Annotated in this window: 1 pseudogene; it reads right to left on the minus strand. The window is 66.7% G+C overall.

What is annotated here, in order from left to right:
* Positions 1-275: pseudogene (locus BMG07_RS40865) on the minus strand (hypothetical protein); the annotation flags it as partial.
* Between the last annotated feature and the right edge of the window lie 567 nt (positions 276-842).

The following is an 842-nucleotide window of genomic DNA, read 5'->3' on the forward strand; positions in this document are numbered from 1 at the left end:
CCACCGGAGTCACCGATGCCGCCGTTGCCGCCGGCGCCCACCGCGGTCGCGCCATCGGCGGTGACGGTCGCCGCGGCGCCACCCGCATTGCCCATGCCCCCGGGGTTCGGCACCCCCGCGCTTCCGCCCGTTCCGCCGGCGAAGCCATCGGCAAAGGCGCTGCCCGCGGCGAGCAGGGCGATGGCGGACAAGCAGCGGAGCGTGCGCCGCAACCGCCGCCGCCGCCCTCCGGTTACTTCGGATGGGGCGCCGCTGGCATCGGCCTGAATGAGCATGGTGTTTCCTGCGATGAAGAGCGAGAAGCGGACGGCGAGCAATCCGGACGCGGGCGAGCGTATCGTTGCGCCCCCAGCGGGGCCATACCCGAAAACAAGTAAATCGGAGGCCGGCTGTACCTGCCTTGTTCAAATCGCTACCGCGACAAGACCGGCAACGACCTCAAGATGCGGAACACGCAGCGCGTGAAGGCGATCAGGGACCGCCGTCGGGAACTTCAGGGCCAGCGGTTCAGCCATGTGTTCGCAGCCCTGCGCGGGACGCAGCAATCGGCTGCGCCTGGGCAGGCCACGCGGGCCATGCGACTGCTGGCATTCAAGGCGGCCTGGACCGGATGGGGCTGAACGCTGCACCCGCAAAGCCAGCGCAGTAATGGAGGGGCCTCAAACAGTGCGGCATCTCCACCAAAGCTCGAACAGGATGGGCCAGCGCAGCCAATGGGGTACTTCGAAAGCTGGTACTCGACGCCTTGTAGACGCCTTGATCGAGATCGAGACGATGAGTTCGGCGCATAACTCGTGCTGTGCTCGAATGCGGCAGTAGCAAAAGTTCGCGTCTAGGGAAGG

Source organism: Variovorax sp. E3, assembly GCF_016082275.1.
Taxonomy (GTDB): domain Bacteria; phylum Pseudomonadota; class Gammaproteobacteria; order Burkholderiales; family Burkholderiaceae_C; genus Variovorax.